The organism is Vibrio rhodolitus (genome assembly GCF_003350325.1).
In the GTDB taxonomy this organism is placed as follows: Bacteria; Pseudomonadota; Gammaproteobacteria; order Enterobacterales; family Vibrionaceae; genus Vibrio; species Vibrio rhodolitus.
In genome coordinates this window covers 1-23279 of sequence record NZ_QLYZ01000031.1, presented here as the reverse complement: position 1 = coordinate 23279, position 23279 = coordinate 1, and the positions used below count along the sequence as shown (strand labels likewise).

19 protein-coding genes and 1 pseudogene are annotated in these 23279 nt (G+C 44.9%); 5 read left to right on the top strand and 15 right to left on the bottom strand.

Annotated features, from left to right (window positions below):
• Positions 1–100 precede the first annotated feature (100 nt).
• Complete coding sequence (locus DPF93_RS20110) at positions 101–325, top strand: hypothetical protein (RefSeq protein WP_114767815.1); 225 nt, start codon at positions 101–103, stop codon at positions 323–325.
• Between the two features lie 64 nt (positions 326–389).
• On the opposite strand, the gene DPF93_RS20105 is transcribed toward DPF93_RS20110, so the two are convergent.
• The 11 genes from DPF93_RS20105 to DPF93_RS20055 form a co-directional block, all read right to left on the bottom strand.
• Positions 390–1562 carry a tetratricopeptide repeat protein gene (locus tag DPF93_RS20105; protein WP_114767814.1) on the bottom strand — a complete coding sequence of 391 codons (1173 nt, stop codon included), beginning with the start codon at positions 1560–1562 and terminating at the stop codon, positions 390–392.
• Positions 1559–2179, bottom strand: coding sequence for an energy transducer TonB (locus DPF93_RS20100; protein ID WP_114767813.1), 621 nt, complete (start codon positions 2177–2179; stop codon positions 1559–1561). Before DPF93_RS20100 ends, DPF93_RS20105 begins: the two co-directional genes overlap by 4 nt.
• On the bottom strand, positions 2179–2583 hold the full coding sequence (locus tag DPF93_RS20095; RefSeq protein ID WP_005599193.1) for an ExbD/TolR family protein: 405 nt from the start codon (positions 2581–2583) through the stop codon (positions 2179–2181). The genes DPF93_RS20100 and DPF93_RS20095 overlap by 1 nt, the downstream gene beginning before the upstream one ends.
• A complete protein-coding gene (locus DPF93_RS20090; RefSeq protein ID WP_114767812.1) occupies positions 2580–3143 on the bottom strand; it encodes a MotA/TolQ/ExbB proton channel family protein in 564 nt (187 codons plus the stop codon). The genes DPF93_RS20095 and DPF93_RS20090 overlap by 4 nt, the downstream gene beginning before the upstream one ends.
• Positions 3143–4510, bottom strand: a complete 1368-nt coding sequence (locus DPF93_RS20085; RefSeq protein ID WP_114767811.1) for a MotA/TolQ/ExbB proton channel family protein — start codon at positions 4508–4510, stop codon at positions 3143–3145. The genes DPF93_RS20090 and DPF93_RS20085 overlap by 1 nt, the downstream gene beginning before the upstream one ends.
• A 1-nt stretch (position 4511) precedes the next feature.
• On the bottom strand, positions 4512–5273 hold the full coding sequence (locus DPF93_RS20080) for a DUF3450 domain-containing protein (RefSeq protein WP_114767810.1): 762 nt from the start codon (positions 5271–5273) through the stop codon (positions 4512–4514).
• Positions 5274–5755: 482 nt separating this feature from the next.
• Positions 5756–6325 (bottom strand): 1-acyl-sn-glycerol-3-phosphate acyltransferase, encoded by a 570-nt coding sequence (locus DPF93_RS20075; protein ID WP_114767809.1) that lies wholly within the window; start codon positions 6323–6325, stop codon positions 5756–5758.
• 113 nt (positions 6326–6438) lie between these two features.
• Positions 6439–7749, bottom strand: coding sequence for a sensor histidine kinase (locus tag DPF93_RS20070; RefSeq protein WP_114767827.1), 1311 nt, complete (start codon positions 7747–7749; stop codon positions 6439–6441).
• A 70-nt stretch (positions 7750–7819) separates the two neighbouring features.
• Positions 7820–8488 carry a response regulator transcription factor gene (locus DPF93_RS20065; protein WP_114767808.1) on the bottom strand — a complete coding sequence of 223 codons (669 nt, stop codon included), beginning with the start codon at positions 8486–8488 and terminating at the stop codon, positions 7820–7822.
• 201 nt (positions 8489–8689) lie between these two features.
• Positions 8690–11281, bottom strand: coding sequence for a TRAP transporter permease (locus tag DPF93_RS20060; protein WP_425275317.1), 2592 nt, complete (start codon positions 11279–11281; stop codon positions 8690–8692).
• 172 nt (positions 11282–11453) lie between these two features.
• On the bottom strand, positions 11454–12425 hold the full coding sequence (locus DPF93_RS20055; protein ID WP_114767806.1) for a TAXI family TRAP transporter solute-binding subunit: 972 nt from the start codon (positions 12423–12425) through the stop codon (positions 11454–11456).
• Between the two features lie 556 nt (positions 12426–12981).
• Here DPF93_RS20055 and DPF93_RS20050 point away from each other — a divergent pair.
• The 4 genes from DPF93_RS20050 to DPF93_RS20035 all read left to right on the top strand — a co-directional run bounded on the left by DPF93_RS20050 (position 12982) and on the right by DPF93_RS20035 (position 16827).
• The gene (locus DPF93_RS20050) at positions 12982–13689 is read left to right on the top strand and encodes a glycerophosphodiester phosphodiesterase family protein (RefSeq protein ID WP_114767805.1); all 708 of its coding nucleotides are present in this window, start codon (positions 12982–12984) and stop codon (positions 13687–13689) included.
• A gap of 312 nt (positions 13690–14001) precedes the next feature.
• On the top strand, positions 14002–14391 hold the full coding sequence (locus DPF93_RS20045; RefSeq protein WP_114767804.1) for a SulA-like leucine-rich domain-containing protein: 390 nt from the start codon (positions 14002–14004) through the stop codon (positions 14389–14391).
• Positions 14392–14659: 268 nt separating this feature from the next.
• Positions 14660–15763 (top strand): phosphoribosylaminoimidazolesuccinocarboxamide synthase, encoded by a 1104-nt coding sequence (locus DPF93_RS20040; RefSeq protein ID WP_114767803.1) that lies wholly within the window; start codon positions 14660–14662, stop codon positions 15761–15763.
• A gap of 149 nt (positions 15764–15912) precedes the next feature.
• Positions 15913–16827: a LysR family transcriptional regulator gene (locus tag DPF93_RS20035; RefSeq protein ID WP_114767802.1), complete on the top strand. Its 915-nt coding sequence runs from the start codon at positions 15913–15915 to the stop codon at positions 16825–16827.
• A 355-nt stretch (positions 16828–17182) separates the two neighbouring features.
• On the opposite strand, the pseudogene DPF93_RS20030 reads toward DPF93_RS20035, so the two are convergent.
• The 4 genes and pseudogenes from DPF93_RS20030 to DPF93_RS20015 all read right to left on the bottom strand — a co-directional run bounded on the left by DPF93_RS20030 (position 17183) and on the right by DPF93_RS20015 (position 22878).
• Positions 17183–18144, bottom strand: a pseudogene (locus DPF93_RS20030) (transposase).
• Between the two features lie 176 nt (positions 18145–18320).
• Positions 18321–19199, bottom strand: coding sequence for a YjjW family glycine radical enzyme activase (locus DPF93_RS20025; RefSeq protein WP_114767826.1), 879 nt, complete (start codon positions 19197–19199; stop codon positions 18321–18323).
• Positions 19200–19219: 20 nt separating this feature from the next.
• The gene (locus DPF93_RS20020) at positions 19220–20761 is read right to left on the bottom strand and encodes a YjjI family glycine radical enzyme (RefSeq protein ID WP_114767800.1); all 1542 of its coding nucleotides are present in this window, start codon (positions 20759–20761) and stop codon (positions 19220–19222) included.
• A gap of 233 nt (positions 20762–20994) precedes the next feature.
• A complete protein-coding gene (locus tag DPF93_RS20015; protein ID WP_114767825.1) occupies positions 20995–22878 on the bottom strand; it encodes a methyl-accepting chemotaxis protein in 1884 nt (627 codons plus the stop codon).
• Between the last annotated feature and the right edge of the window lie 401 nt (positions 22879–23279).

Genomic DNA, 23279 nt, shown 5'->3' with positions numbered 1-23279 from the left:
ACCTTCTTCGTATAATTAAAGGTAGCTGGAGAAGCACTGTCGCCCACTCATCGCGTCCCAAAATAAGACTATAAGACGCACAACGTTTAGGGGAATAACCATGAAACGGGATGTTTATGGTATTTGTTTATCGAAGAATATGCTGTCGAAGAACCTTTCAAGCACCTTTACCCACGTGCGCGCCTATTCAAAGGCAGAAGTACTTGAGGATGCGTGCGTAAGACACGCCTTTCCTCAGATGTCGGGCAAGGATTTACTCAACAGTATCAAAACAGACGCCAGTCTGTTCTGGCGAGCAGAATACGTTTGTCAGGGAAACAAATAAGCGTAAAAAATAGTCGTATTAAAACAAAGGGAGCCACTTGGCTCCCTTTGTATATGCATTGAATTTAGCCGGCGCGCTGCTCGCTCACTTTACGCAATTGAGATAGGTATTTAATCCAACCTTTCGATTGCTTGCTGCTTTCAATATTGTCAGCTTTCTTAGCTTGAATAAGCGCATCTTCTAACTGGTTTAGCTTGTAGTACGCACGTGTTTTTGCCAAAGCAACGTCTTCACTGCGTCCTTTGACTTTATCAAGCACAACCAGCGCTTTTTGATACTGACCTTCTTGCACCATGATCTGTGCAACATTCCAATGGTATTTGGCATTGTGCTTGGCGGCGATTTGCCACTGTGTAAGCGCCTTATCCCATTCACGAGCATGCTGCCAGTAACTGGCTTGCGTGACGATCAACTTTAGATCTGAGCCTGCATCATCGAGTTCACTTATCTCGATTGCCGCACGTTCAGGAATACCACGCTGCGCATATAGCTGCGCAAGTAAGCGGCGATCTTGCTGCGAGAGTTCTAACCCTTGCTGCTTTGCCAACGCCAAGGTGCTCAGTGCGCTCTTATTATCATTCACTTGCATTTGTAAGCTAACCAATTGTCGCCACCAGTTAATCTTATCTGGTTGCAATACAATTAAGCGCTCTAAGGTTGGAATTGCATCTTTCCAACGCTTGAGTTGCAGTTGTGCTCCTAGCTTGAGAGAAAGCGGCTGAAGCTCATCTTTGTTTTGCATCGCGCGGTATTTATCGACAGCAGGAACAACCTGTTGCCACTCACTCACTTGGTAGTGTGCCTGAGCGATACGCAGCCAAAGTTCATCAACTTTCTGCTTTTCAGGAACTTGCTTAGTCAGATGATAGTAATGCGCGAGTGATTTTTTATACTGCTGATCGCTAAGTAGCAAATCCGCCAACATTTTTTGCGTTATCCAAGCCTGCTCATCTTGTAGCTGCTTAGAATCAACCGCGTACTGAAGTTGTTTGATCGCGTTTTTTGCCTGACCATCTTGCCAGTAGAAAACCCCCAGCATGCGCGCAACGAAAGCTTGGTCGTAAGCACGTGAGGTATCAATCGCTTTAAGTGCCGTGATCGCCTGTTTAAATTGCTCTTCTTGCGCCATTTCATTGGCTTTTTGTACTCGCACTGCGGTGTACTGGCTGAGCTCTGCCGCAACAGAGCTAAAAGCACTTAAGCTGAGTAAACTGATCAAGAGTGTACGTTTAATCATTTTGCTAACTTAAACTCCAATCTAACCGTTTGACCAAATTGCGATAGAGCACTGCCATCTTCCACTTTTGGTTGATACTTCCACTTACGCAAAGCGCGTACAGCTTCTTTCTCAAACATGCGTTTCGGATTAGCATCGACTACTTCAATGTCTGTCGGGCGCCCCGTTGGATCGATGGTAAATCTTAGTACCACAAAGCCCTCAGCTCCACGACGTAATGCTTTAGCTGGGTAACGCGGCTCAACACGATAAAGCGGCATTGCTTGTTGGTTTACGCCAAAATCCCCAAAGGTCGGCGCACTAATCGCAAGCCCATCAATGGCAGTATCAAGTCCGAGCGTTGGCTGCATCGACATCGGCGATACACTTGTCGTTTCAGCGCGCGCTTGCGACACTTCCATTTGCTCTGGAACTTCTGGCGGCTTAGGCTGTTCAGGCACACTACGCTGACGGCGCTGAACTTCCTGCTCGTTTTCCATCATCACCATGTTAAAGCTAACCGCTTCACTTGGTTCAGGTGCGCGGCGATGACCATTATCAACCATCCACGCCATAAAGCTGAACAGCGCTAAAGCAATCGCCCCTGCAATGGGAATTGATAGTAGAAGACGGATCACTATTTCTTCTCCGCTGCCAGAGCGATGTTTTTGACCCCAGCCCCTTTCGCGGCATCCATAACTTTTACTACCGTGCCACTGTAAGCATGCTCATCGGCTTGAATCACTAGTGATGCATCAGGCTTATCTAATAGTAGGTGCTCGAGTGTTGCTTGCACGCGCTCTACATCGACTACACGTTTATCAATGTAGATATCATTTGCCGAAGTGATGGCAACAAAGATACCGGCATCTTTTTGGCTTACGACGTTTGACGCTTGCGGGCGATTCACCTCAACCCCAGATTCGCGTACAAATGAGCTGGTTACGATAAAGAAGATCAGCATGATAAATACAATATCAAGCATCGAAGTAAGGTCGATCTGCGCCTCTTCTTGTTTATGTTGGCGTCTACCGAGTCTCATCGCTGACTCCTTAAAGATTTTTCTAGTTTAATTTCTCGAAGTTGGCATGCTTTCGCTAATCGAGCGTGAACAAACATACCAGCCAAAGCGGCGACCATCCCTGCCATAGTTGGCAAAGTGGCAAGTGAAATACCTGACGCCATCAGTTTAGGGTTACTGCTACCTTGATTTGCCATGACATCAAAAACAGAAATCATGCCAGTCACCGTACCCAGTAAGCCAAGCATTGGGCAAATAGCCACCAGCACTTTGATCATGTTTAGGTTTTGGTTTAGCGCCATATGCGCTTGAGCGATCCAGCTATCGCGAATCGACAAGGCATACCAAGAGTGTTGCTCGGTTCTGGCATGCCACTGAGAGATCCACTCAGAGCGCATCTTAGGGTATTGGAAGTAAAGAAACATAACTCTCTCAACCACCAAAACCCAGCTCACTAATACCACTGCACCTAACCACCAAAGTACCTGACCGCCCTGCTCCATAAAGCTTTGCAGCGCAAGCAGCCAGTCACTCGACTGTAGGCTGCTTGGTAACCATGATAGGGAAAACAGTGAAGACATTAGGCAGCGCTCTCCACTGCATGTGGCTTGTCGCTCTTAACCAATGTGGCTTTTTCTGCTTGCTCAGCCACCAAGCCAATACCTTGTTTTTCAAGGATATTGCGAATACTTTCAGCTTGCGAACTTAATACGTTATGCGCAAGTAACAGAGGCATCGCCGCGACAAGACCAAGTACAGTAGTCACTAGCGCCATTGAAATACCACCCGCCATCACTTTTGGATCGCCGTTACCAAATTGAGTGATCACTTGGAATGTCTCAATCATGCCAGTAACCGTACCCAGTAGACCAAGCATTGGCGCCAGTGCTGCTAACAGTTTGAGCATCGACAAACCGCGCTCTAAGCTCGCTTGCTCATCCACTACCGCTTCTAGTAAACGCAGTTCAAGTGCTTCTACTGTGCGATTTTGCTCTTTATTGTAAACCGCAAGAATGCGACCTAATGGGTTGTTCCCTGGTTCGGTTGGTTTTTTCAATTGCGCACGGATTTTTTGACGCGCGATTGCCAAACTAACACCGCGAACTAGCGCAATGATTGCACCGATAGCCAATAGACCAAGAATGATGTTACCGACTACACCACCTGCTTGCAGGCGATCTTTCAAGCTTGGCGTAAGCGCCAATTGCTCTAACATTACGCCGCGTGATGGGTCAAGAATCACATTCGCCGTTTGCCCTTGTGCTACTTCAGACAAAGACGCTGTAGTAGGACCATTGTCAGGCTGTTTGATATAAGCAGTCGCTTCATTGCGCGCGCCATTCCAAGCTAAATAACCTTGCTCACCAACCAGACCAATTGCCCCTAGACGAAGCGCGTCAACTTGGCTCTTTTTGCCTTCACCATCGATAAAATCGACCGTTGTTTGGGCAAGGTCATCACTTGCTTGGATTTGCTCATCCATTGCCTGCCATAACGCGGTCAATTGAGGCATCGAAGGCAAAGTGGTTGCAGCAATAATGTCATCAATTTGCGCGTTGTATGACTGAGCACCCGCCCCCGTCACTGAGTAATTTAGCTCGTTTTGTAGCTCTTTCGCGTTTTGGCGTACCACACCAAATACTTCACCTAAACTGCCCGTTTCTAGACGCAGTTGCTCTTCTAAACGCGCTAGCGTATCTTCGTTTTGGCTAAACTTCTCAGCCAGTTTGTCGTTGTTTGCTTGTAAGCGGTCTCGCTTGGCAACGAGCTGCGCTTTTAGCTGCTTCAGCTCTTGCTCAGTGGCTTTAAAACCTGACTCGCGCACTTGGTTGTGCTTGGCTTGTTGCTGGTTCTCTTGGCGTGCTTCACCAACAAAATCTGTGCTGGCAAAAGTCGAAAAAGAAAGTGTGCTAGCGGCAAGCAGCGATGCAATTAATTTCATTTTCATGTTATTTCACCTCCGCGATAAGAGACACCGGCAAGGTGATCAAACTTGGTGCAGTCTGTTTCGCTGCTACACCGTATGCTTTATCTAGCTCAGACTTCATTGCACTATCAACTTCAACCCACGCATTGTTTTGTTTATCCCAAGACCAGAATTTCGCACCATTTAGGCTACGAGCAACCAGAGCCACGCGGCCAAGATGCAAAATATCAGCTTCACGCGCTTCACCAGCAACTTGAATCTGACCTTGGTAAAGACCTAGCTTAGTGCCGTAATCCATTTCAATTTGGTAAGCCTCTAGAATACGACGGTATTTTTCAGCGTCACTCACATCCGCACGCGTCATCAGTGACTCAAGTTTTGAGATGCGTTCTTGACGTTGTTGTAATTTGATTGGCGCATCTTGCTCTACGATTGATTTCAGACCTGCAACCATTTGGTACATCAGGGGAACCACGCCTTGACGAGTGATCTTAATCTCTTGGATTTGACCATCAATGCTAGTCATTTCCTCACTCTGGTTTGCCACCAAAGCCGTCAGGTGCGCCTGATACACTTCCAAGTTTTTGACTTCTTCTTGTAGCTGCTCGATTTCTGCTTGCAGTGACAATGCCGCATCATTGCTTTTGTTGATGCGTAGTTGGCTTGACGCCGATGCTGTGTTGGTTTTGTTTTGAATCGATTGAGCAGTATCGAGATTCGACGCTGATGCTGGGCTCATCGCCGCAGCTATAAGAATAGCTAAACTGGTTTTAAGTAGGTTCATAATCGTAGTTAGTTAGATTAACAATCAAAGCCTTAGCTAAGATTGAGGTTCCAATAAATCCCAAAGTTCTATTTGATAAATATTATCATTAACAATTAAGAGCGCATATTAGCGAATTTTATCAAATTTGCAAACGACTAAAGGAGACTCCCCTCCCTTGCGTTAAGAAATGCGGAGTAGATTAGTCTTTTACCTGACATCTAGCCAGCTTGTTTGAGTGCCTTAAATTAAAAGCAAATATAAGTAATAACCAATATCATTAGCATTGAAATTTACATTCTTTGCATTCGTAACAAATGTAAAATTCACGCGCCTATTTGTCCGTGATTTTCAACATCAAATGATCAATCAGCAAAAATAAAAACGCTTGGCATAAAGCACGCAGGTGTGTTGTAAAAAGCCTAACTATGACAGTCTTTAGCACGTTGTACTAGCTAGGCTCTTGTAACAATAACAAGGTGATTGGATTGAAACTCGGTGAGTTAGAGCTTTAAGAAACGCTCTGGATGTTTGGGATGAATCTGATTGTAGAAATCATAGATCTCGCGCAGATCTTTTTCCAAATCGCCACTTGGGTACAACACCTTACCGATCCCAGCTTCACGCTTTTGGTAATCCAAATAGCCCAGCAAGATTGGCACATCCGCTTGTAATGCAACTTGATAGAAGCCTTTTTTCCAGCGTCTTACTGGCGAACGGGTGGCTTCTGGAGTAACTAAGACCGTAATTTCATCGGATTGTTCGATAAAGTTCACCATTTCATCAACCATGCTTGGGCGCTTTTCACCCGGCTTTTTTGCCGAACGGTCAATCGCAATCGCACCCAACGGCGACAATATCAAATTGAATGGAAATCTAAGCCACTCTTTTTTGATGGTAAAACGCGGGTTAGTGATGCCCATATATTCATAAGCCACCATAGAATAGACAAAATCCCAATTGCTGGTGTGCGGCGCACCAATCATAACGCAGCGCTTAATATCTGCTGGAGGATAGGAAACGACTTTCCATTTATTGAGCTTAAAACAAGCTTTGAAAATCGATTTGAACATCTAATTCTAAAACCACAACATAACGCAACATCGAAGTGCATCATGCAGGTTTCTGAGTTCAAAATCAACTCAGCGCACATTTGTACGCTGAAATATTAGATTTGGGTTTGTCTTTACGACGCTAAGTTAAACAACAACTCTATATGCAAGCCGCCACCTTTACGGTTACGCGCATTAACCATACCGCCCATAAGCTGCATTGATTCTTGCACAATCGCTAAACCTAACCCGTAGCCGCCTGCTTTTTTATCACGCGACGATTCCAAACGAGCAAATGGTTCAAACACCATCTTTAAACGATTGTCAGCAATACCCTTACCATTATCTTGCACCACCAGCGCCATATACGGTTTGTTTGCATGTTCAACCGGGTAAAACAGCACATCGATGATAGCCTCCTCCCCCGCATATTTGATCGAGTTGGTGATAAGGTTGCGCACGCAGCGAACCACTAGCCTTTCGTCAGCCAAAACTTGCGTTGGCATACCTGCCGACCAGAAATTCAGGGTTTGTGTCTCTTTTAGTTCAAGTCGACTTTGCTCAACTTGTGAGTCGGCATAACTTTCCAAACTAACGGGTTTTAGCTCAATCTCGTAGCGCGCATTTTCTAACTGACTGTATGTGAGGATCTCGGCGATTAAGCCATCCATATCCTCGACTTCTTGCTCAAGGCGTTCAACTAACTGCACGCTATTGTCTGATACTTTGTGTTTGAGCAAATGCAGCGCCAAATTTTGCCGAGCAAGTGGCGTACGCAGTTCATGGGAAACGTCGCGAATTAAGCGCTTTTGCTTTTCAGCTAGAGAGTGAATTTGACGACTCATGTCGTCAAAGTCTTGCGCCAACTCATTAAACTCAGAGGTTGATGATTGCAGCTCAGAGACAACACTGACTTTAAAATCACCTTGAGCAAGACGGTGGCTCGCTTCACGCAGTCGATTAAGTGGTTGCTGAAGCTTACGCGCTAAAATGATAGAAAACAACACTAGGATCGTCAGGGCAATAATGATCTTACTACCGTTTAAATAGTTGATAAAACGATGGGCAGGATGAAGCTCTGATGGCAGTTGAATAACCAGTGTGTTTTTATTGGCAAGCGGAATACCAATTAGCGGCTTTGCCACTCGTTCACCGAGGTTGGCGCCTAACTCGCGTAAAAATTTAAGTTTAAACTCGAAATGCGGATGCATGTTGCGATGCGTCAGCGGCTGACTGCTTTTATCTAAGACAAAAAGATAATAAGGTTGCGCGTTTTCCCAATCGGCAAGCTCATCCATATCTCCCGATTCGATCAGCACACTCGCTTGAGATGCCAAGTCACGCATTTGCTGCTTTACTGGCTCAGGCAACACCAACATGGTGCGAATAAGCGCTTGTTCAGTCGCGGTTTGCAGCAGCAAAATACACAGCACCACACCTGACATATAACTAAACAGCTGAAATGCCAGACTGGTAGTATGTTGACGCCACTGGGTGAATTTTTGCGCTAACACGCTAACAATCTCTTACGCTAGCAACGAAACTATATCCTTTGCCACGCACTGTTTTAATGTGTTGTTTTGACATGCCTGCCTCAACTAACTTTCTGCGTAAATTGCTGATATGCATATCTAGATTTCGGTCAAATGGGCTGAGCTCTTTTTTAAGCACTTCAATTTGCAGCTCAGCTTTAGAGACAACGATGCCTTCATTTCGCACTAAGTAGTTAAGTAAATCGGCTTCGGTACTAGTAAATGGCAACCCAGATATCGCGTCGCCAAAGCTGCCATCTGCAATCGCACTATTTTGACGCTGCTTCTCTAACCCAACTCGACGGAATATCGCTTTAATGCGAGTCAGCAACTCAGGTACTTTAAACGGCTTGGCAACGTATTGGTCTGCGCCTGCTTGGTAGCCATCTAACATTGATGCTTCATCATTAAGCGCGGTGAGCATTAGGATCGGTGTGGCGAATCGCTGACAAATACGGCGAGCCACTTGCAAACCGCTTAATTTTGGCAACATCACGTCTAACAACACTAAGTCGACCGAGTTCTTTTCGATATATTGCAGAGCACTCTCTCCACAATGGACACACGTTACGTGGTAACCCTCGACAGTTAGAACTTCAGAGATTAACTCACATAGCTCTAAGTCATCATCAACAACTAGGATCTTAGACATTTTGATTCGCAGCAAACAACAAAGACGCTGATTCTAAATCGCAATTATTATCGGTACAAGCGGCGCTAACAATTTACTTACCGCCTTAATAAGGTGCAGCTTTGTCAGCTCGGTATTGATTAGGTGGGAAGATTGATTGGGCGAACCGATAGAAATACGCCCAGCATTCACTGGGCGTGCGTTTTATACGCGCGGCTTTATCTAAACTGCTTTAGTTTGCGCGCTTTCTAATGATGCTTGGTTGGCTAATCGTCTGCGCTGCATCAACACGACTAAACCAAACAAGAGCAACGCAGGAATCCACATCCATTCTTTGGCAAAGCGTTCTACAGGGACGCGAACATCAACAATTTGTTGATCAAACTGTAAGCCCGCCGCTTCTGCTGGGCTGGCAAAACCAACTACATCGATTAAGGTATCTTGACCTTGTTGATAAGTGGCAATGCCCAAAGCATCCAACCTATCCTGCCCGCTTTCACCAGTGGGTACTTCGAACAACACTGAGAAATCACGCATCTTACCGACACTATCTTCACCACTAATTCGCATGCGTACAACGCTGCCCTCTTCAAGCGTGCTCAGTGTCTGTGCAAGCTCCGCAGGCGGGCTGGATTGATACGGCTCAACCACTTGGTCAACCCAGTAAGCTGGTCTAAACAGCGTAAAGGCGACTAATAACAGCAGCACACCTTCGTACCATTTATTACGGGTGAGGAACCAACCCTGCGTGGCAGCGGCGAAGATCAACATCGCAATCGTCGATACCACAAAAATAGCGATGCCGTGCGCCCAATCCACATCAATCAACAATAGATCGGTGTTAAAGATAAACAAAAATGGCAGTGCAGCGGTACGTAAGCTGTAGTAAAAAGCAGTTAAGCCTGTCTTGATTGGGTCCCCTTTTGACACCGCAGCTGCTGCAAAGGAAGCCAAGCCGACTGGTGGCGTTACATCTGCCATGATGCCAAAGTAAAACACAAATAGGTGCACCGCGATTAATGGCACGATCAAGCCATGCTGTTCACCGAGAGTAACAATGACTGGCGCCAGCAAACTTGAAACCACAATATAGTTGGCAGTGGTTGGCAATCCCATACCAAGGATAAGGCTGAGCAGCGCCGTCAAAAGCAGCATAAGTACGAGATTGCCCATCGAGAGGATCTCAACCAGGTCCGCCAGCACCAATCCAACCCCTGTTTGCGATACAGCACCAACGATAATCCCTGCCGTTGCAGTCGCGATGCCGATGCCAATCATGTTACGTGCGCCTGCGACTAAGCCTTCACGTAAATCCACCACGCCATCTTTAGCGCTGCCGTAGTTGTGCTTACCATCTTTGCGCAGCCAATTTAGCAATGGGCGCTGGGTTAGCACGATAACCACTAAGATCACCGAGCCCCAAAACGCCGACAGCCCCGGAGATAGACGCTCAACCATCAGACACCACACCAATACCACCACCGGCAGTAGGTAATGTAAGCCTGACAATAACACTTGGCGAGTATTAGGCAGTTGATCAAGCGGTTTGTCTGGGTCTTCCTCTGGCAAAGGCTCATTGCTCGCGGCAATTTTTAGTAACCCAAGGTAGGTGAAGGCAAGCAGCACTGCTACACCTTGCAAGGTATAGTCACCAAGCATTGGTTTTAACCAGCCCAAACCATAGTAAACCACCAGCGAGATACCACTAACGAGCGCGACCCCAAAAGCAAAGCCAATTAAACGGGTCAACCAAGGCTTAGACTTAGCGGTATCAAGCGGCTGCATGCCTAGCTTTAATGCTTCCAAATGCACGATATACAGCAGCGCGATATAAGAAATCGCCGCTGGCAAAAAGGCATGTTTGATGATTTCAACATAAGGAATACCGACATACTCCACCATCAAAAACGCCGCAGCGCCCATTACGGGCGGCATAATTTGCCCGTTAACCGAAGATGCAACTTCAACCGCACCGGCTTTTTCAGAGCTAAAGCCCACTTTACGCATCATTGGGATGGTAAATGTACCGGTTGTTACTACGTTAGCAATCGAAGAGCCCGAGATTAAACCCGTTAAACCTGATGCCACTACTGCCGCTTTCGCCGGACCGCCACGCAAGTGCCCTAGCATACTGAACGCCAGTTGAATAAAGTAATGTCCTGCCCCTGCTCTTTCGAGTAGCGCGCCGAACAAAACAAACAAGAAAACAAAGCTGGTTGATACGCCAAGCGCAATACCAAACACACCTTCTGTGGTGATCCATTGGTGATTCGCCAGTGCATCAAGTTGGACGCCGCGATGCGACAATAGCCCTGGCATCCATGGACCGGCTAAACTGTATCCAATAAACACTAATGCGATCAGCGGAAGAGCTGGACCCAATACGCGACGGGCAGCTTCAAGTAAAAGCGGCAAACCAATTAGCGCAGTAGCGAAGTCACCAGTGGTCAAAATACCCGGACGGGTGGCTAACTCTTCATAGAGAACAAATAAGTAGAGTGAAGATGCACAGGCAATCAAACCGAACATCAGATCCGTTACAGGAACTCGGTCGCGCGGCGAACGTTTAAATGCAGGAAAAACCAAAAACGCCAGCAGCAACGCAAAGCCTAAGTGAATGGCGCGGGTTTCTGTATCATTCATAACACCAAAGCCAATAATAAACGGCAATGGCGAAGCTATCCAAAGTTGAAATAGTGACCAAAACAGCGCAAGCAGAGCGATAGATTTCTCCATCACTCCACCTGGTAAACGAGCGCCAACATCCTGAGCGATCAACTCTTCTGCCGACGTCGGAGCTGCAGTTGCAGACATCGGTTTATCCATAATAAATCTCGTATTAAAAAGCTAAGCCCTACCGATAATGGGACCCTTGTAGGGCTTAGAAGCAAAGGGAAATCAAAGCATTTGGTAAGCCCTTTTGGGCTCACCGTTTTAGATGTAACTTATTAAAATAAAGTTTGAAAATTCATCTTTGGTTAGCGGTTTACATCCAACCGCGTTCTTTGTAATAACGAACCGCCCCTTCATGCAGCGGAGCTGACAGGCCCACTTTGATCATTTCGCTTTCTTGTAGATCTTTAAATGCTGGGTGCAGACGCTTGAAGCGGTCGACGTTATCAAACACTGACTTCACCAGTTGGTAAACAAGCTCAGGGTCGGTTTCTGCTGTGGTTGAAAGAACCGCTTTACCACCAATTGATGGTGTGTCATCTGGGTTACCACGGTACATACCACCAGGAATAACGGCTTTGGTGAAGTAGGCTTTATCAGCGAGCAGCTTGTCAATTTCAGGTCCCGTTACAGCGACAAGAACCGCATCTGTCGTAGTTGATGCTTCTTGAATAGCACCATTTGGGTGACCAACAAAGTAGCTCATTGCATCAATGTTGTTATCACTCATCGCTGATGCTTGTTCAGCTGGCTTAAGATCAGAAACTAAGCTAAATACCGATGGTTCCCACCCCTTCTCTGCCATGATTTGTTCGAAGGTGTCGCGCTGACCAGAGCCTGGGTTACCGATGTTCACTCGTTTGCCTTGAAGCTGTTCAAAATGGGTTACGTTGGCATCTTTGCGCGCCAAAATGGTAAACACTTCACTTTGCAAAGAGAACACCGCACGAATATCTTCCATTGGTTGGCTATTTTGGAACGGAGCTACGCCTTTCATCGCCTTGAACTGGTGATCGGACTGCATGATGCCAAAGTTATACTCGCCGCTGCGAAGCCCGTTAACGTTAGCAACGCCACCACCACTAGCCGGCGCATTACACTTAATACCATGCTCTTCACCACCGCGGTTAACGAAGCGGCAGATTGACTGACCAGCGACGTAATAAACCCCAGTTTGACCACCGGTGCCGATAGTGACAAATTGATCTGACGCCTCAACATTCTCACCAAAAGAGAATCCACCTAAAGCTACAGAAATAACAGAGACAAGTGCTAATCCTTTCATTTAACAATTCCTTATAATTCCCCAAAATAAGCTAGTGAATAGTATTTTCGTCTATAAATGGTGGCAATTCATAATAAATCACCACCAAACCTATATGTAACGGCAAATACACACTAAATCCTTGCAGGGATACCACTTAAAAATAATGTTTAAACTGCATAAATATGTCATCAGTTTTCTGTTACTGATGAATACATATCAATCTTCCTACCTATGTCGTCAAAAAAATTAACATGCACGAGCAAAATCCAATAAGAAACAATTTGTTCACTTTCTCATCCTTCGAGAATGACTGCTAAATTTCAATTTTAGAAATTGCTGATATAAATGAGCTAGTTTTCACTAACGCGTTGTTTTATCGAAGTTTGATGGGCGAACAAAAAAACATCAGACGCAAAAGTTGTCTCACTTCACACCATTAAGTTAATTCTCATTGAGTGAGACAAATTTGGTAAATTCATTCCACGTAATGGTTTTCAGTGGCTAATAGATGTCGCTAAAATGGCTTTAAAAAGTAAGCCCACTTAGCGGGCAAAATGATCATAGAGGAATGTCAATGGCATTAACTATCGTTGGGCACAGAGGAGTCGCAGGGCTCTATCCCGAAAATACCCTAGTCAGTATTCAGGCTGCCATCGATATGGGATTAAAGTGGATTGAGGTCGATGTTCAGCCAACCAAAGATAATCAGTTAGTGGTGTGTCACGACCATACCATTGATCGCTGTAGCAACGGCTTTGGTCGAGTGGACCAATATACGTTAGAAGAATTGCAACAGTTTGATTTTGGTGGCTGGTTTGCACCACAGTTCAACTACCAACCCATTCTCACTTTAAAGCAGTTATTAACGTTAATAGCACCGTTGGAAATTGGCTTGAACATTGAAGTGAAGATTGATACCCATCGCTACAGCGAAACGGTATCCGAACTTAAATCGTTACTAGAGCAGTTTAAACTACCTCAAGAGCGCATTCTTATTTCCAGCTTTGATCACCCGACGTTACGCGCCGTCCATCAAGCTAAAATTAGCTACCCAATCGCAGTACTGAGTGAAAAGCTCTCCAGCCAAGATTGGCAACTGCTGCAAGAGGTTGATGCCGTTGCGTGCAACTTGAACGTGAATAAAACCAACAAACAGCAAGTGACCCAGTTGCAACAAGCCGGTTACCAAGTGTGGTGTTATACCGTTAACAATCCAAATCAGCTCACGCACTTACAAAATCTAGACGCCATTTTTAGCGACTATCCGCAGCGATTTCTATAGCCTCAACCTCACTGAGACAAACCCAGTCACAATATAGAAATAGCACAAAGCACTGTGTAAAAGTACTGTATACCCTTGCTATACAGTACTGTACAGCGGCGATATACAGCTGTTGATTGCCACCTTTCACTATTCACATCACATTTCTCCCGATCCGCCACAATTAAATATAAATTCTAATTATCAATGATTTATGTTTGTTTCTTATATCTTCCCAGCTTTAATTCGTTTATTTATCAAACAAATTGCTTGACCAATATATGCAAAACAACTACTGTATAGACATACAGCATGTATATAAGGACAGTAACCATGATTCATTCACATACTCAAACTATCTCTAAGTACAATGTTTTGGCTCAACCTACGCAGCCAATGAATATTGACGATAACGTAATGAATCGTCTTGCTGGTCTTTCTATGCAACAGCAGTGGATCTTCTTTACCGCTGAGTGTCCTCGCCCAGATTACTCACAATTTGCTGCTAACAATGTTAGTTGCCAAAAGATCATCCAACTCAAATCTTCTAATTCTCAATCTGAACTGGAAATCGTAATTAAGGCAATTAAGTCCGGTAATGCCAGCGCAGTGGTTGCCTCTAATCAAATTGATTGCCTTAACCAGTCACTATTACAAGATTTAGCTCTAAGCCATGGCTGCGAAGTATTTTTTGTTGAAGGCAGAAAAAATCAGTTCCACTAATCGCTTGGCAACTGATACGTATAAATCGCAAGTTCAACAAAATTCAGCACTGTCTTTAGCCCCTAACTGGTCCTAGGGGCTTTCTTTCCTTCTACTTACACTGCACCTTGCTATTTTTAGTTCATTATTTTCCATTTCTAGCGCTTGCTAATCCATCTGCGCAAAAATTTGCGCAATCGTTTGCTTTTTATCTGGAAGCAGAAAACTTTTCTGGTATGATGCTTGTCAAATTGCTTCACTCATTTCATGTAAACGATAGGAATGTCTCATGAGTCTCGCTGATCAAGTCCTCGCCGTTAACGACGATCTCCCTATTCGCACTAACAAGCCGGTTCACAGTGGTAAAGTCCGCTCTGTGTATTGGTTAACCGAAGAAGATAGCCAACGCCTAATTGAAGAGAAAGGCTATGATGTAGCACCTGATGCACCTCTTGCCATTATGGTGATCAGTGATCGCATCTCAGCATTCGATTGTATCTGGCGCGGTGAAGGCGGTTTGAAAGGTGTTCCTGGTAAAGGAGCGGCGCTAAACGCAGTTTCAAACCACTGGTTTGAGCTTTTTAAACAAAATGGTCTGGCTGACAGTCACATCCTCGACATACCTCACCCACTGGTCTGGATCGTACAAAAAGCCAAACCGATTATGATTGAAGCGATCTGCCGTAAATATATCACTGGCTCAATGTGGCGTGCTTACAGCAAAGGCGAACGTGATTTCTGCGGTATTGAACTGCCAGAAGGTCTAGAAAAAGACAAAGTCTTACCAGAGTTACTGATGACGCCATCAACCAAAGGCATTCTTAAGGGTATTCCAGGTGTTCCAGAAGCCGACGATGTCAACATTACGCGCAACAACATCGAAGACAACTTCGCTGCGTTTAACTTTTCTTCTGCGGCTGATATTGCTGAGTATGAAAAGCTACTTAAGCAAGGGTTTAATGTTATCAGTGAGGCATTAGATAAGGTTGACCAAATTTTTGTCGATACTAAGTTTGAGTTTGGCTACGTCACCGACGCTGCCGGCAATGAGAAGCTTATCTATATGGATGAAGTCGGCACACCAGACTCATCACGCATTTGGGATAAAACCGCGTACCAGCAAGGTCAAATCGTTGAGAACTCGAAAGAAGATTTCCGCCAGTTCTTACTTAATCACTTCCCAGATGCAGATATATTGTTGAACAAAGATCGTATGCCTGAGCGTGAAGCACTGGCACGTGACAACGAGCTCCCACTCGATGCCTTAATGGGGGTTTCCAAGACCTACACAGCTATCGCAGAGAAAGTGACAGGTCGCCCGATTGTATTAAGTGCAAATCCAAAACAAGAGATCATTGATATTCTTGGTTCACAATACGGTCTTATCGACTAGCTACTCTTAATTGCTCGATGGCTCTGATTGAGAAAACGCTCTTTTAAGGGCGTTTTTGTTTTTCTGCAGCAACCTATCTTGTTAGCTATAGTGCAAGCGAGCCTTTAGGGGTAATATCCTGTCACTGCTTGCTTTCAAAGACGCTCACTATGGATTTTCTCGCCCTTTCACGTATTAGCCTTAAACACTTAACGGTGTTACATGTCATGCTAAGTACCAATAGCGTGACTCAAACCGCCAACACCTTGTACGTGACAGCTTCTAGCGTCAGTAAAATCATTAGCCAATTACGCGAGCAACTTAATGACGAACTGTTTTATCGTGATGGTTCACAACTGGTCCCGACCCCATTTGCACTGAGCATTGCCCCGCAGATCCATAAAATATTAGCCAGTATGAATGGGATTTTGCATCAAGGGGATTTCAAGCCTGAAGCTTTCACCGGATCGGTATCACTGTCTATGCGAGAAAGCACCTTTGAGCTATTTGCTGCTAAGATCAATCAGATCTGCAGCAAGCTACCTGAGGCAAACCAGATTAAGGTCTACGCTAAAGAGCAAATGAGCTTTGATGCGCTGATCCGCGGGCAAGTCGACTTTATGTTACTGCCACATGATATCAGTCAACCACCAACTAAAAGTCACGAGCTCGTTTGGCAGCAAATACTCAGTGATGAGATGGTGTGTTTGATGAGCCCTGAGCACCCGTTAGTTGATCAGCTGTTAACCGTTGAAGCTTATCTTGCCTATCAACATATTGGTATTCACGACAAAGACCTATCCGAACCATTTTTTGAGCAAAACCTCAAACAGCAGCATGGTGAGCGCAAAGTCGCGATCTATGTTTCAGACTTTGGCTCCGCTGCTGTAATGTGCCATCAATCAAACTATCTCTTAACGTGCTCAAAAATGTGGGCAAGCAAAGCATTTCAAGCAAATGGCTTAGTACAAAAGTCTCTACCTTTTGAGTATGGAAAAGTAGCCTACAGCTTAGTGTGGAACCAAGCCAGCCTAAACGACCCCGCATTACAATGGCTTCACTCGCAATTACTAGACAATAATTAACCTTTTCATCTTTCTTCTCAGGAAACTGATCGAGACACACGCTACAACTACTCATAATATTTACAGAGGTTCGCCAGCAAAAACATCTTTTCCTGAAAGGACAGGCACTTCAAATATTGCGATTCAAGCTTCGTAGAACGACACACACTTTAAACAAAGCAAACAAAACCAGTTTTACCGATAGTGCGCCGTGCTAGTTTCCTAGATAACTTCGTTTTGCTACTAGAGAAGGACGTTTATGCAACTCGTTGACGTTTCGCTGTACCAGAAGGTTAAATTGCGAAAATAGCTCGCTTGCAAACAACATTTTTGTTCGCGACTGCGGGGTAGTAAATTTGGGGGAGTAAAGGTTGGTCTAACAATCTAACCGATAAAAATGCACTCGTTTTTGTTCAGCATTCGCTTAGCCGTTTTTGCGTTGCACATGCAGCCAACTGTGGTGCTGCGATGTCTTTCTAGTTGGTTGCATACTTTAAGCCAGGTCTGTTGATTAATATTCAGCCTTTGCAGTATTGGCGCCATGCAGCCTGACATACTCGCTTTGTTCTCTCTAAACTGGCGAGCAGTCCAATCAACCAATTCAATATAGTCCATTAACCGAAATGGAATGCCATCTAATTTTTCTTTGGATGAGTGACCAACAAACGGATAAAGACAAGGTGCAGTTTCTTGCTGGACATTTATCGCTTCCAGTCTGGCTTGAATTGAAGTGAATTCCGATGTTTCCGGTTTATCTGCAATACCTGCTCTTAAAGGATTTAAATCCACATACGCCATCGCTGCCGCCAATGCTTGCTCATCCAACAAAGCTTGACTCTTGAAGCGGCTCTCCCAAAAGTGCCCTTTACATCCTTCTTCCCTATTGGCTTGGTAGGCGATATAAAAATTCAATTCTTTCATAAACCAACTTAAGCTCCAAAGGCGGGAGCGCCAAGAATCGATGATTGACAAGCACGCCTCCTCTTCAGCCCGACTCGCCAATTGACCAGCGATCCAGCGTGAAACTAAGCTTGGTAGTTTGTGGTCTTGTTGCCAACGTTCGACAACTTGAAGATTAGATAAGGCAAGTGCTTTCTCTCGGTTGATATGCACCACCAGATAGTAGTGATTGCTCATGATGGCGTAGGCACAAATATCAATACAATAGACTTGAGAAAGCGCATAGATTTTCTGCTTAATCCACTCGCGGCGATGTTCGTAACTTTGCTTTGTAAGCGGATCGATACCACATAGATAACTGCGCCTTACACATCGAGAAACGCAGTGGTAGTAAGGGGTGACGTCTACGGCTATCTGTTGGTTTCTTGCGGTCGTCATGGTTAGCCTCATGCAATTCTAGTCTCACCAGAATAGTGAAGCCATTAGCAACCGCAATATCAGTCAAACAAACTTATAACGAGCTTATCATCAAACCATACTTTGCTTACTTTAGGGTGTCTGTCCTTTCTAAGAAAACATTGCTTACTTTGAAATGTGTGTCCTTACTAAAGAAGCTAGATATACACACTTGGCAGCGTTATCGGGTTAGGCACTTTCGCCTGCAAAGTCTGATGAAAAGCTTCCATCTGCTCTTTTGAGCATTTGTCCCAAGTTAGCGCTTCACCAACCACACCATGATGCTGGAAAGCATTAAGGCGGATTTTGACTTCATTTGGCAGGCTATTGATCAATCTGGAAATTGCGTCGACTTCTTGGTCCAAATCACTCTTGCCAGGGATGTGCAGCAATCGCAACTCGTGCAGTTTTCCTGCAGCAGCAAGCATCTGAATTGATTGAATCACGCGGTGATTGTCTCTACCTACCAACCATTGGTGCGTTTCATTTTGCCAAGATTTTAGATCAATCATCGCCCCATCAAGATAAGGCAATACACGCTGCCAACCTGTCTCAGGTAAGTAACCATTACTGTCAATAAAACAGGTTAGATGACGCAGCTCTTGATCCACTTTGATCGCTTTAAAAAGCTCGACAATAAACGGCAATTGCATCGTCGCTTCACCACCCGAGATGGTAATACCGCTTAAAAAGAAATGCTGTTTACGTATCAAGGCAAGCACGTCACTCACTGTGTAGTGCTTTACTTTAGGGCTAGAGCTGCTTGGACAGACGTCTAAGCACTGATCGCACTGAGTACAAAGACTCTCATCCCACACCACTTTGTTTTGCTCATTGATGCTTAGAGCTTGAGTTGGACACCCAGCCACGCAATCCCCACAGTGATCACAGTGGTTGATGGTATAAGGGTTGTGGCAGTTAATGCATTTGAAATTACAGCCTTGAAGAAAAATGACCAGGCGATTGCCTGGTCCATCAACACATGAAAAATTCAGAATGCGGTTAACAATCGCCTGCTTTTCAGAAACTAACGTCATTGTTACCACGTATCGGTGTGTTATTTGTAAGTTGGTTGCATTTCCATGCTCACTACACGTGGTGCACGATTTAGAATGCCCGTGTACTCTGCTGCATCCGCGCCTAGGAATGTCGTATTCGTACGAGAACCTTCTTCAGCGAACTTAGCAATGTCAGACAATTTCACCATGTAACCTGTTACGCGCACTAGGTCGTTTGAGGCAACGTTTGCAGTAAACTCACGGTAGCCCAGTGCTAATGCACCTTTGCATAGGTTGAACATCGCTTCAGGGTTTGATTTTACTGTTTCATCAATAGTTAGAATGTCACTGATACCTGATGTGTAGTACTTATGGTGAGCAGCTGTTGCTTGCACATAAGTCACTGGATCTGGTTCTGTACCGTAAGGGATGCGCACACCTGGAGTCGTGGTTTCGTCGATATTGATACCACCTTGAGCATGCAACAATGAGCGACCTTCTAGACCGTATTTCACTGGTGAACTTTCTACGATTTCCGCCAGCTTCGCTGAAATAGCGTGACCAAGTTCGTTCGCTTCTACCGCGTGACCGTATTGTGCTTGTTTACCTTCTTTCTCAAGAAGAACGTTCACTGCTTCAGCCATGCCGAAGATACCAAACATTGGTGCAAAACGTGATTCGTTGATCAAGCCTTCTTCCGTTAGGAAGCCTTTGAAGAAGTTAGATTCTTCATGTAGGAAGCTACTACGTGCATCAATCAGTTCAATCATCGTTGCACAGTACTCAGGCAGCACTTTGGTTAGGAAGTCTTGTGCATTTTCTGCTTTGTTTGCTGCTTCTTTTAGGTTCATACGAACAAGTGTATTCGCCCCACCAGCAAGAGGCAGTGAGTTGTAGCAGCTCACAATACCAAAGTTCTTGTCACCGTAGCTTTGTGCGTGAACTGGGTAGTTTGCGATGTGCGGCTTGCTGCATTCACAAATGTTCGTGGTTGCTTGCAGTAGTAGATCATCCGGCGTTACCGCTGGATCGTACATAAAGGTCAAGTTTGGCGCGATTTGCTTAAGCTCAGCATCAATTTTTAAAATAGTACGGCAGATGATGTTATCTTGAGGACCAATGTTTACGTGCATAAACGCGTCTGGCAATGTGCGGTCTAGCATGATCCAGAAACGCTTCATTTTCACGTAAATTTCGTGATCAGACAGGTCGCCTACATATGGCATTAGCACGTCATCAAGTTGACCTAGGTAAACTGGAATGTTAGTCACTGATGGTACGTGGTGGTAGATGATTGTCAGTAGGTTAAGTGCATCATCAAAATCTTGCGCAGGCTCTAGTTCAAGGTATTTAGAACCTTGTTTTAGGAATTTAGCGTAATCAGGTAGCACGTAGCGTGGTTTGAACGGTGCATTACCTTCAAACATGTCACACAAGATACCCTCTTCCATCGCCTTTTCTACATCCACTGAAACCGCCATGTATGGCTGGCTTGATTCTGCTGTCGATGCTAGGAATTGGTTTTTCTGTTTAGGATTTAGGTTCACATCCGTGATGATTTCACGAACGCGTTGTTGGAATGAATCTAGAGTATGGGACATGTGAGTATTCCTTATAATTTTTAAGGATTTTATGGTTTAAATCAGATGTCCACAATTGAAATTAGGTGAAATAGACTTTTCCATTTTGGAAAATGGGTAATCGTTTAACTCATCTGCAACAGATACGTTTACACATTAACCTTAAGTATCAATTTACACCTTTCTCATAGAAGCAAAATGGTCAGATAAAAAAGAGCCCAGAAATCTGGACTCTTAAGTGATTGGTTGATCATTTATAGCTTAAAGCGCTTGATCTCGCTCTCTAGCTCATAAGATAGCTGAGACAGTTGCGCAGCTTGCTCTGCCGCTTCATTGGCTTCATCGGCTAGATCTTGTGACACATCGCGAATACCAATAGTGTTGCGCGTGATTTCAGACGTTACCGATGCTTGCTCTTCCGCCGCTGAAGCGATCTGCGTTGCCATATCGCTAATCACTTCCACTGCCGCTTGAATTTGCGTTAAGCTCACTGCTGCAGAATCTGAATCCACCACGCTAGTATCGGCTAACTGGCGGCTATCGCCCATAATGCCCACCGCTTTTGCAGTCGTAGCACGCAGAGTTTCGATCATCTGTTGAATCTCTTGCGTCGATGAATGCGTACGCTGACTTAACACGCGCACTTCATCCGCAACCACAGCGAAACCGCGTCCTTGCTCACCCGCTCGCGCCGCTTCAATCGCCGCGTTCAAAGCAAGTAAGTTGGTTTGCTCTGCAATACCTTGAATAGTCGATAGAATCGTATTAATGCTGTGACCATGCGCTTCAAGTTCTTGAATCACTTGGGCCGCCACTTCAACTTCACGGGCTAGATTTTGGATAGATGATTGTGTCTGCACCACTTGCTGACCACCATGTCCACACACTTCTACCGCTTGTGAAGATTGTTGAGCGGTATTATCTGCGTTGCCCGCGATCTCTTGCGTCGCAGCAGCCATCTCGTTGATCGCTGTCGCAACCATATTGATTTCGTCTTGTTGTGTGCGAATGCGCGTGCTGCGCTCTTCCGCTTGTCGAGCTGTTGTTTTCGCTTGTTCGCTTAATGAAGCCGATACAACACTCAACTTAGTTACCATTTGATGCATATTGCCGACAAAGGTATTAAAACTTGTCGCCAAGCGCCCCACTTCATCATTGCTGCGCGGTGATAGGCGCTGGGTCAGATCTGCCTCGCCAGACGCGATTTCATCTAATGCCTGCGCGACACGAGCAAGATCTTTAAATAACAAACTGACTAGCCATGAAAGCGCAACACCGACCAACACAGTAATTATCAATGCAGTAATAATAAGTTCTGCCAATAAGGTGCTATGCCCTGCTTGCTCGGTCTCTCTATCCATCTCAATGGCAAACAGCCAATTAGAGTTTGGAATATTTTTGAAGTAAAACAGTTTTTCAGCACCATTAATCTCGATGATTTCGATCAGTCCGTTTTGCTCAAGATTATTAATCGCGCTCACTGTGAGTTGAGGTGATAAGTCCGTAATAGGTTTAAGTAGCAAGTCGGTTGAAGGATGGGCTAAAAAAGTACCGTCTTGTTTATTGAGTAACATCGCGTAGGCATTTTCACCTGCGTCCAAGCTAATCACGTCGTTCACTAGAACATCCAGTAAAACATCTGCACCAACCACACCAATAAGCTGATTATTCTTATACAAAGGTTCACTGATTGTCACCATCAACTTTCCAGTACTCGCGCCAACGTAAGCTTTAGTAATAATTTGCTTGCCCGCTGTGACGGCATCTTTATACCAAGGGCGAGTACGAGGATCATAACCAGACCGATTTCTTTCAGGAAGGGAGCGCAGCATCTCACCCTGAGGTGTGCCCAAAAAGATATCATCAAAACCACCGGCAATGCGCGCTTGTTTCAGGTATGGCACTACATCTTGCTCTGAGCTAAACGAATTGAATGCCGATGCGATATCACGACGAATCGTAATCCAATCAGAAATGCCTGTCGCAGCCGTATTTGCCATACTTTCCGCGCGCGCATACATACCATTTCGAGTTTGTTGATAAAGTTGATCTGCAGCGAGCCAAGTCAATGCGCTTGCCATTAACGTCACCGCCAATATACATGCGCCAATTAATTTGTTTTTTAGTGATAGATTTATTTGCATACGTCGATAACCGCTCTTATTAGAATAAATTTTAATCACCATTTTAAACTTTCCGCTCAAAACTCCAGCGAAATTATTTTTGTCGCCAGAATTTCTGAAACTTTGCTCTATTTCTATTTTCCTTACACATGTAGCTATTAATCAGGGGTAGAATTTGAGATAGATATCATTTTTACACACATAAAAAAGCCCAAGCGAATGCTTGGGCTATTTGTTCGTATTGGATGTCCCGTCCTGAAATGTGTTTACACATTGAGGACGAATTATGACCACTTCAAATAAACTCTACATTAAGCGCACTCAGCGTGATTACACACTAGGCTTTAAATTGCAGGTCGTTGATGCCGTAGAAAAAGGTGAAATGACCTACAAGCAAGCACATACAAGCAAGCACA

Bases quoted from the DNA above. Each gene is read 5' to 3' on its own strand.
- DPF93_RS20110 (WP_114767815.1), top strand. From the start codon at position 101: ATGAAACGGGATGTTTATGGTATTTGTTTATCGAAGAATATGCTGTCG.
- DPF93_RS20105 (WP_114767814.1), bottom strand. From the start codon at position 1,562: ATGATTAAACGTACACTCTTGATCAGTTTACTCAGCTTAAGTGCTTTT.
- DPF93_RS20095 (WP_005599193.1), bottom strand. From the start codon at position 2,583: ATGAGACTCGGTAGACGCCAACATAAACAAGAAGAGGCGCAGATCGAC.
- DPF93_RS20090 (WP_114767812.1), bottom strand. From the start codon at position 3,143: ATGTCTTCACTGTTTTCCCTATCATGGTTACCAAGCAGCCTACAGTCG.
- DPF93_RS20085 (WP_114767811.1), bottom strand. From the start codon at position 4,510: ATGAAAATGAAATTAATTGCATCGCTGCTTGCCGCTAGCACACTTTCT.
- DPF93_RS20080 (WP_114767810.1), bottom strand. From the start codon at position 5,273: ATGAACCTACTTAAAACCAGTTTAGCTATTCTTATAGCTGCGGCGATG.
- DPF93_RS20075 (WP_114767809.1), bottom strand. From the start codon at position 6,325: ATGTTCAAATCGATTTTCAAAGCTTGTTTTAAGCTCAATAAATGGAAA.
- DPF93_RS20070 (WP_114767827.1), bottom strand. From the start codon at position 7,749: ATGTCAGGTGTGGTGCTGTGTATTTTGCTGCTGCAAACCGCGACTGAA.
- DPF93_RS20065 (WP_114767808.1), bottom strand. From the start codon at position 8,488: ATGTCTAAGATCCTAGTTGTTGATGATGACTTAGAGCTATGTGAGTTA.
- DPF93_RS20060 (WP_425275317.1), bottom strand. From the start codon at position 11,281: ATGTCTGCAACTGCAGCTCCGACGTCGGCAGAAGAGTTGATCGCTCAG.
- DPF93_RS20055 (WP_114767806.1), bottom strand. From the start codon at position 12,425: ATGAAAGGATTAGCACTTGTCTCTGTTATTTCTGTAGCTTTAGGTGGA.
- DPF93_RS20050 (WP_114767805.1), top strand. From the start codon at position 12,982: ATGGCATTAACTATCGTTGGGCACAGAGGAGTCGCAGGGCTCTATCCC.
- DPF93_RS20045 (WP_114767804.1), top strand. From the start codon at position 14,002: ATGATTCATTCACATACTCAAACTATCTCTAAGTACAATGTTTTGGCT.
- DPF93_RS20040 (WP_114767803.1), top strand. From the start codon at position 14,660: ATGAGTCTCGCTGATCAAGTCCTCGCCGTTAACGACGATCTCCCTATT.
- DPF93_RS20035 (WP_114767802.1), top strand. From the start codon at position 15,913: ATGGATTTTCTCGCCCTTTCACGTATTAGCCTTAAACACTTAACGGTG.
- DPF93_RS20025 (WP_114767826.1), bottom strand. From the start codon at position 19,199: ATGACGTTAGTTTCTGAAAAGCAGGCGATTGTTAACCGCATTCTGAAT.
- DPF93_RS20020 (WP_114767800.1), bottom strand. From the start codon at position 20,761: ATGTCCCATACTCTAGATTCATTCCAACAACGCGTTCGTGAAATCATC.